The following is a 7,994-nucleotide window of genomic DNA, read 5'->3' on the forward strand; positions in this document are numbered from 1 at the left end:
GCTACACGCCTACAACCACCACCGGCCCCACACCGGCATCGGCGGCCACCCACCCATCAGCCGCTTGACCAACCTCCCCGGTCAGTACAGCTAGCGCTCCCCCCGCTGTTCGTCCTGGTGTTCGCGGGACCCGGCGCCCCACCGGGGGTGGCCGCCGCCTGGGTGGGGGTCACCTTCCTGCTCGCCGCCACCGCCTACGGCTTCTTCCAGGTGCCCTACGTCGCGCAACCGGCGGAGATCACCGACGATCCCGACGAGCGGTCGGCGCTGATCTCCTGGCGGGTCGCCGCGCTGGCGGTCGGCATCCTGCTGGCCGGCGCGGGCGCACCCGCCGTCGTGGACGCGTTCGGCGGCGGGCGGGACGGCTACCTCGCCATGTCCGTCTTCGTCGCCGTGCTGCTGGCCGGTGGCATGCTCGGGGCGGTCATCGGCACCCGCAACGCACCCACGCTGACCCGGGTGCGCAGCGAGGGCCGGCTGCTGACCACGCTGCGGCTGGCCTGGGGCTCGCGGCCGTTCCGGGTGCTGCTCACCGGCTTCGTCGTCCAGGCGCTCGGCATCGGCGTGATGCTCGCCGGGGTGCCGTACTTCTCCCAGTACGTCCTCGGCGATGCAGCCGCGGGGACGCTGCTGTTCGCCGCCCTCGTCGCACCGGCCATCCTGGTCATGCCGCTGTGGCTGGGGTTCAGCCGCCGGTTCGGCAAGCGACGCGGCCTCCTGGTCTCGTCGGGGGTGTTCACCTCGTCGGCCGCGGCGCTCGGCGCCGCCTCCGGTGGGGGGACCGCCGTGGTCCTGCCGTTCGTGGTGCTCGTCGGCATCGGGTACGCCGGCATGCAGATGTTCCCCCTGGCGATGCTCCCCGACGTCATCGCCGCCGACGAGGCCGCGTCGGGGCAGCGCCGGGCCGGCGTCTTCACCGGGGTCTGGACCGCCGCGGAGACCCTGGGTCTGGCGATCGGGCCGGGCCTGCTGGGCGGGCTGCTCGCGCTCGCCGGCTACGTGTCCTCCCGGGGGGACGACGTGGTCGCGCAGTCGGACACCGCGGTCTCCGCCATCCTGCTGGGCTTCACCCTGGTCCCCGCGCTGCTCGTGCTCGCCAGCCTGCCCGTCCTCGCCCGCTACCGGCTCGACGCCGTCCCCACCCAGGAGGTCCCCGCGTGACGCCCCAGGACGTGCTCGCCGAGCTGACCGCGCTGCAGCGCGGCGACGTGCCCACCCACGGCGGGGCGACCATGGCCTACGTCTACGACTCCGGGCTCGCCGAGGTGGACGAGCTCGCCGGGGCCGCGCAGGCCGCGTTCCAGTGGACCAACGCGCTCGACCCGACGGCCTTCCCCAGCGTCGCCCGCATCGAGAACGACCTCGTCGGCGCCGCGCTCGAGCTGCTGGGGGGCGGCCCGGACGCCGTCGGGACGCTCACCAGCGGCGGCACGGAGAGCTGCCAGCTCGCCGTCCTGGCCGCGCGCGAGCAGTGGCGCGCCCGGGGCGGGACCGGGCGGCCGCGCATGCTGCTGCCCGTCACCGCCCACGCCGCGTTCCGCAAGGCCGCGCACCTGTTCGACGTCGAGGTCGCCGACATCCCGGTCGACCCGGTCACCTGCCGGGCCGTCCCCTCTGCGGTGGCCCGCCGGCTCGACGAGCGCGCGGTCCTGGTGGTGGTCAGCGCGCCCTCCTACCCGCACGGCGTCCTGGACCCGGTCGGGGAGGTCGCGGGGCTCGCAGCCGGCGCCGGGGTGCCCTGCCACGTGGACGCCTGCATCGGCGGCTGGGTGCTGCCGTTCCTGGACGACGTCCCCGAGCCGTTCGACCTCTCCGTCCCGGGCGTGACGTCGCTGTCGGTGGACCTGCACAAGTACGGCTACGCCCCCAAGGGCGTCTCGCTGCTCCTCACCGCCACCCCGGAGCTGCGGCACGCGCACTGGTTCAGCACCGCCGGCTGGCCCGGCTACCCCGTGGTCAACCCGACCCTGGCCGGCACCCGCCCCGCCGGCGCGATGGCGGCCGCCTGGGCGGTGCACCGCTGGGTGGGCACCGACGGCTACCGGGAGCTGGCCCACCGGGCCAGGGGCGCCGCGGTGCGGCTCGCCGCCGGGACCGCCGCGATCGACGGGCTCCGGGTCGTCGGCCGGCCGGTCGCGACGCTGGTGGCCCTGGCCGCGGACGGCCCCGACGGCGTCGACGTGCTGCACCTCGCCGACGAGATGACCGCGCGCGGCTGGCTGCTCCAGCCGCAGCCGCCCTTCCCCCAGGACGGCGGCGACCTCCCCGCCACCCTGCACCTCACCGTCACGGCGGCGACCGCCGGGCGCGTCGAGGCGCTGCTGGCCGACCTCCGCGACGCCGCGCGGGCCGCGGCCGCCCTCCCCCGCCCCGTGCCGGACCCCGGGCTGGTGGCCGCGGCCGCCACGATCGACCCGGCGGCGCTGACCGTCGCGGAGGTCGAGGCGCTCCTGGAGCTGGCCGGGGTCTCCGGCGGGTCGCTGCCCGAGCGCATGGCCCCCGTGCACGCCCTGGTGGCGGCCCTCCCCCGGCCGGTGGCCGAGCGACTGCTGGCCGGCGTCCTCGGTCGGGTCTACCGCCCCGCGCTCACCGCGTGACGCCCTGCTCCCGGGCGCAGGCGGCCACGGCCTCGGCGACGGCGGTGGCGACCCGCCGGTCCAGCGGGCTGGGGACGATGTAGTCCGGCCGCAGGTCGTCACCGACGACGCCGGCGATCGCGGAGGCGGCCGCGAGCTTCATCTCCTCGGTGATGCGGGTGGCAGCGGCGTCGATGGCGCCGCGGAAGACGCCCGGGAAGGCCAGCACGTTGTTGATCTGGTTGGGCAGGTCGCTGCGGCCGGTGGCGACGACGGCGGCGTGCCTCGCGGCCATCTCCGGGTCGACCTCCGGCGTCGGGTTGGCCAGCGAGAACACGATGGCGTCCTCGGCCATCGAGGCGATCGCCGCCTCGGGCACCGACCCGCCGGAGACGCCGAGGTAGACGTCGGCCCCCTCCAGCGCGGCCACCATCGTGCCCGCGAACCCCGACCGGTTGGTGTTCTCGACCAGCCACCGCTTGGTGCCGGTGACCTCGCGCCCGGCGTGCAGGACGCCCTGCGAGTCGGCGACGGCGATCTCCCCCACCCCCGCCTCGAGCAGGATCTTGGTGCAGGCGACGCCGGCCGCCCCGGCGCCGGAGACCACCACCCGCAGGTCGCCCAGTTCGCGGCCGACCACCGCGGCGGCGTTGCGGAGCGCGGCGAGGACCACGATCGCCGTCCCGTGCTGGTCGTCGTGCATCACCGGGATGTCCAGGCGGTCGCGCAGCCGGGCCTCGATCTCGAAGCAGCGGGGAGCGCTGATGTCCTCGAGGTTGATGCCGCCGAAGGACGGCGCGATCGCCGCGACCGTCTCGACGATCTCGTCCACGTCGGTGGTGGAGAGCACGATCGGCACCGCCGAGAGCCCGGCGAACTCGCTGAACAGGCAGGCCTTGCCCTCCATGACCGGCAGCGAGGCGACCGGTCCGATGTCCCCGAGGCCGAGCACCGCGGTGCCGTCGGAGACGACGGCGACGACGCGGGGCGCCCAGGTGAACCGGCGGGCCAGGCCGGGCTCGGCGGCGATCGCGCTCGAGACGCGGGCGACGCCCGGGGTGTAGGTGAGGGCGAGGTCGGCGATCGAGCCGATCGAGCGGGTCGAGGACACGGAGAGCTTGCCGCCCTCGTGCACCGCGAACGCCGGGTCGGAGGCGAAACGGTCGGTGCCGACGAGGTCCCCGGAGGCCGCATTTCCGCTCATGGGCACAGCAGCGTAAACCCGGCCGGCAGCCGGTCTGTCGCTACGGTGCGGTGGTGGAGATCCGCGAGCTCGCCGTGCCCGACAGTTTCGTGATCGACCTGACGCCGCACGGCGACACGCGTGGACGTTTCACCGAGTGGTACCGCGCCGACCAGTTGTCTCAGGCAGTGGGACACCCGCTGCCCCTCGCCCAGGCCAACCACAGCGTCTCGACGGCGGGTGTGCTGCGCGGGGTGCACTTCGCGCTCGTCCCGCCCGGTCAGGCCAAGTACGTCTACTGCCCGGCCGGGCGGGTGCTCGACGTCGTCGTCGACGTCCGGGTCGGCTCGCCCACCTTCGGGTCGTACGACACCGTGCTCCTCGACAGCGAGCAGCCGCGGGCGGTCTACCTCGCCGAGGGGCTCGGGCACGCCTTCCTCGCCCTGGCCGACGGCAGCTCGGTGACCTACCTGGTCTCCTCCCCCTACGACCCCGCGCGCGAGTTCGGCGTCTCCCCGCTGGACCCCGACCTGGCCCTGCCGTGGCCGGCGGACGTCGCGCTGGAGCTGTCGGCCAAGGACCGTGCGGCGCCCACCCTCGCCGAGGCCCGGGAGCAGGGCCTGCTGCCCACCATGGCGGAGTGCGCGCAGCGGTACGCGCAGCTACGCGGCGCCTGACCCGGACGCCGGGGGCCCCGGGGCCAGCCGGCCCGGGCGCGGCCACAGCCGCCCCACCACCCGGCCGACGACGGCGGCGGCCCCGAAGGCGCGGCTGTCGTCGGCCACGAACGGGTTGTCGCCCTCGACCCAGTGACCGCCCTCGACGGCGCGGCGGACCCGCTTGACCACCAGGAGCTCCGGCCGGGCCGGGAAGCGGGCCAGCACGACGTCGCCCTCCCGCACGGCCGCACCCGCCCGCAGCCGGCGGACGAGCAGGCGGTCCCCGTGGCGGACCGTCGGCGACATCGACGGGCCGCTCACCCGGGCCAGCACCCAGCGCGTCGCCAGCCGGGGAACCTCCTCCGGACCGCGACCGGCCGACGTGTTCCCGCTGATCACCGCGGGTAGGGTCGCAGAAGACCCATCCCCACGAACCCGGAGGCACCACCCATGCGTCTGTTCCGCATGTTCTCCGCCGTGGAGGCCACCGCGCACTGCGACCTCCCCTGCGGCGTGTACGACCCGGCCCAGGCCCGCATCGAGGCGGAGTCGGTCAAGGCCATCCAGGAGAAGTACCAGAGCAACGAGGACCCGGTCTACCGGACCCGGGCGATCATGATCAAGGAGCAGCGGGCGGACCTGGTCAAGCACCACCTGTGGGTGCTGTGGACCGACTACTTCAAGCCCCCGCACTTCGAGAAGTACCCGCAGCTGCACGAGCTGTTCAACAAGGCCACCAAGCAGGCCGGCGCGGCCGGCGGCAAGGGCAGCATGGACCCGGCCGAGGGCCAGAAGCTCCTCGACTACATCGCCGAGATCGACAAGATCTTCTGGGAGACCAAGGCCGCGGCCTGAAAGAAGGACCCCGTCCTCCTCGCGACGGGGCCGTTCCAGCACCTCACCGGCCGGTGACCCCCTCCGGGGTCACCGGCCGGTGGCGTCCCCGGGCACCGATGAGTTCCCGGCGCGGGCCCCGTCTCCCCTCGGACCGTCCCCGACCCGAGGAGCGACCATGACCATCCGGCTCAACCCCTACCTGCACTTCGCCGGCGACGCCCGAGCCGCGATGGAGTTCTACCGCTCGGTGATGGGCGGTGAGCTGGAGGTGATGACCTTCGGCGACGCCGGCGGCGGGGGCGGCGAGTACCCGGACGACGGCGTGATGCACGCCTTCCTCCGCACCGACGCCGGCCTGGAGCTCATGGCCTCCGACGGGCACGACCCGGCGGCGGGCGGGCCGGACAAGGTCTCCTGCTCCCTGTCGGGGGACGACGCCGAGACCCTCACCCGGTACTTCGAGGAGCTCGCGGCGGGCGGCACCGTCGACGTGCCGTTCGAGAAGCAGGTGTGGGGTGACACGTTCGGGCAGGTCACCGACCGGTTCGGCATCCGCTGGCTGCTGAACGCCGCCACACCCGCCTCCTGAGCCCCTGACGTCGCCACCGGACCCGGCGGTCCGGTGACGACGCGGCCCGGTGCGACCGCCCCCGGTAGCGTGGGGCCACCATGCGCATCGACCCCGCCGGCTGGCCCTTCATCGCCGGCCCGCTGACCCCGGCCGCCCTGCTCGCCACCGGCGCCCGGCTCACGGGTCGCCGCTGGCCCCGCCTCGCCGCCTGGCCCCTGCTCGGTCTCGCCGCCTACATGGCGGTCTTCTTCCGCGACCCGGACCGCCGGTGCGACACCACGCCCCCCGGCCCGGACGACGTCCTCTCGCCCGCCGACGGGGTGGTCATGGTCGCCGGGGAGCCGCAGGAGGGGGTGGCGCCCGGCGACGCGCCCGAGGGCGGCTGGCAGCAGGTGAGCGTCTTCCTCTCCGTCGTCGACGTGCACGTGAACCGCTCCCCCTACCGCGGGGAGGTCGTCGAGAGCTCCTACCGCAAGGGCAGCTTCCTGGCGGCCTACCGCAAGGAGTCGGCGCACCGCAACGAGCGCAGCGAGGTCCGGCTCCGTGACGGCGACCGCACGGTGGTCTTCCGGCAGATCGTCGGGGTCCTGGCGCGCCGGATCGTGACCCGCACCGGGGTCGGCCGCACGCTGGCGACGGGGGAACGGATGGGGCTGATGAAGTTCGGCTCGCGCATGGACGTGTTCGTGCCGCGCGAGTGCGCCATCGCCGTGACGGAGGGACAGCGCGTGCGGGGCGGCGAGACCGTCATCGCCCGCTGGCCCGCCACCCGCTGAGGCGCGCGGTGCCGACACGGCGCACGGCCACCGTGGAGTTCGTGCGGGGCTCGGTGCGAGGTACCCGCCGGCGGGCGCTGGCCACCCTGCCCAGCCTGTTCACGCTCGGCAACATGCTGTGCGGCTTCGCCGCGATCCTGGTCTCCATCCGCGGCGACCACGGCCTGGCCGCCGTCCTCATCGGGCTCTCGGTGCTGTTCGACATCACCGACGGCGCCGTCGCCCGGCTGGTGGGCGCGGTGACCCCCTTCGGCCTCCAGTTCGACTCGCTGGCCGACCTGGTGTCCTTCGGCCTGGCGCCGGCGCTGCTGGCCTTCACGCTGTTCTCCGAGGGCCGCGACGAGTGGGACCCGCTGGGCTGGGTCGTGTGCTTCCTGTGGGTGGCGTGCGCGGCGATCCGGCTCGCCCGCTTCAACACGACGATCGACCCGACCGCCGACAAGCGGTACTTCACCGGCATGCCCAGCCCCGGTGCGGCCGGCGTCGTCCTGGCATCGGTGTTCGCCTTCGGTGACGACATGCAGGGCCGCGACCGGCTCTGGGTGCTGCTGGTGGTCGCCGTCCCGGCGGTGCTGATGGTCACCAACATCCGGTTCCGGTCCTTCCGGTCGCTGGTCAGCCCGAAGAGCGGCCGCCCGTACGGGCTGGTCGCCACCGCGGTGCTGCTGGTGGTCGGCTTCGCCCTGTTCCCCGTCGTGACCGGCTGCGTGCTGGCCTACGGCTACCTGCTGGCCCCGGTGCTGGTGCCGGTGCTCTCACCGCTGGGCCGGCTGGTGCCCGCCCGGCTGAAGGAGTCGCTCTCGTGACCGTGCGGCCGATCCGCCCCGACGACGTCCCGGCGGTCGTGGGGCTGGTGCGGGAGCTCGCCGACTACGAGCGCGCGCTGCACGAGGTGCGGCTCACCGAGGAGCAGCTCACCGCCTGCCTGTTCGGCGACGCCCCCGCCCTCTTCGGCCACGTCGCGGAGGCCGGGGGCGAGGTCGTCGGCACGGCGCTGTGGTTCCTCAACTTCTCCACCTGGCGGGGCACGCACGGGGTCTACCTCGAGGACCTCTACGTCCAGCCGCAGCACCGGGGCGCGGGGCTGGGCAAGGAGCTGCTGCGCACCCTCGCGGAGGTGTGCGTCGAGCGCGGTTACAGCCGGCTGGAGTGGTCGGTGCTGGACTGGAACACGCCGTCGATCGAGTTCTACCGGGCTGCCGGCGCCGTCCCGATGGACGAGTGGACGGTGTTCCGCCTGACCGACGACGCGCTGGTGTCCTTCGCCGCTGCCGGACGGGGCTGACCGCACGGCGCTAGCTGTACCCGGCCAGGACGTTGGTGACGACGGCCGGACTTGAACGCAGGAGAACCTCCGAGTGGGGTGTGGCTTGTCTAAGGCCCACATCCGCC

The 7,994-nt window shown here is 74.5% G+C and carries 10 protein-coding genes; 8 read left to right on the top strand and 2 right to left on the bottom strand.

Translation table 11 applies throughout. The features are described 5' to 3' along the window. Positions 1 to 117 precede the first annotated feature (117 nt). On the top strand, positions 118 to 1,161 hold the full coding sequence (locus tag E9565_RS20865; protein ID WP_236836643.1) for an MFS transporter: 1,044 nt from the start codon (positions 118 to 120) through the stop codon (positions 1,159 to 1,161). Next, a complete protein-coding gene (locus tag E9565_RS20870; RefSeq protein ID WP_236836644.1) occupies positions 1,158 to 2,597 on the top strand; it encodes an aminotransferase class V-fold PLP-dependent enzyme in 1,440 nt (479 codons plus the stop codon). Before E9565_RS20865 ends, E9565_RS20870 begins: the two co-directional genes overlap by 4 nt. Here the strand turns inward: E9565_RS20870 and E9565_RS20875 are convergent. Continuing rightward, positions 2,587 to 3,780: an NADP-dependent malic enzyme gene (locus tag E9565_RS20875; protein WP_236824711.1), complete on the bottom strand. Its 1,194-nt coding sequence runs from the start codon at positions 3,778 to 3,780 to the stop codon at positions 2,587 to 2,589. The two genes, E9565_RS20870 and E9565_RS20875, sit on opposite strands and share 11 nt — an antisense overlap. 53 nt (positions 3,781 to 3,833) lie before the next feature. Between E9565_RS20875 and E9565_RS20880 the strand changes: the two genes are divergently transcribed. Then, the gene (locus E9565_RS20880) at positions 3,834 to 4,436 is read left to right on the top strand and encodes a dTDP-4-dehydrorhamnose 3,5-epimerase family protein (protein WP_236824712.1); all 603 of its coding nucleotides are present in this window, start codon (positions 3,834 to 3,836) and stop codon (positions 4,434 to 4,436) included. On the opposite strand, the gene E9565_RS20885 is transcribed toward E9565_RS20880, so the two are convergent. Next, positions 4,422 to 4,817 carry a S26 family signal peptidase gene (locus tag E9565_RS20885; RefSeq protein WP_236836645.1) on the bottom strand — a complete coding sequence of 132 codons (396 nt, stop codon included), beginning with the start codon at positions 4,815 to 4,817 and terminating at the stop codon, positions 4,422 to 4,424. The genes E9565_RS20880 and E9565_RS20885 overlap by 15 nt on opposite strands. 51 nt (positions 4,818 to 4,868) lie before the next feature. On the opposite strand from E9565_RS20885, the gene sodN reads away from it, so the two are divergent. The 5 genes from sodN to E9565_RS20910 all read left to right on the top strand — a co-directional run bounded on the left by sodN (position 4,869) and on the right by E9565_RS20910 (position 7,887). Further along, positions 4,869 to 5,273, top strand: coding sequence for a superoxide dismutase, Ni (gene sodN / locus E9565_RS20890; RefSeq protein ID WP_222194002.1), 405 nt, complete (start codon positions 4,869 to 4,871; stop codon positions 5,271 to 5,273). A gap of 157 nt (positions 5,274 to 5,430) precedes the next feature. Next, positions 5,431 to 5,844 (top strand): VOC family protein, encoded by a 414-nt coding sequence (locus E9565_RS20895; protein ID WP_236836646.1) that lies wholly within the window; start codon positions 5,431 to 5,433, stop codon positions 5,842 to 5,844. A gap of 80 nt (positions 5,845 to 5,924) precedes the next feature. Then, the gene (locus tag E9565_RS20900; protein WP_236836647.1) at positions 5,925 to 6,602 is read left to right on the top strand and encodes a phosphatidylserine decarboxylase; all 678 of its coding nucleotides are present in this window, start codon (positions 5,925 to 5,927) and stop codon (positions 6,600 to 6,602) included. Between the two features lie 32 nt (positions 6,603 to 6,634). Beyond that, positions 6,635 to 7,408: a CDP-diacylglycerol--serine O-phosphatidyltransferase gene (gene pssA, locus E9565_RS20905; protein ID WP_236836648.1), complete on the top strand. Its 774-nt coding sequence runs from the start codon at positions 6,635 to 6,637 to the stop codon at positions 7,406 to 7,408. After that, on the top strand, positions 7,405 to 7,887 hold the full coding sequence (locus E9565_RS20910; protein WP_236824717.1) for a GNAT family N-acetyltransferase: 483 nt from the start codon (positions 7,405 to 7,407) through the stop codon (positions 7,885 to 7,887). Before pssA ends, E9565_RS20910 begins: the two co-directional genes overlap by 4 nt. Positions 7,888 to 7,994 lie beyond the last annotated feature (107 nt).

It is taken from the genome of Blastococcus sp. KM273129 (genome assembly GCF_021698995.1).
GTDB lineage: Bacteria > Actinomycetota > Actinomycetes > Mycobacteriales > Geodermatophilaceae > Blastococcus.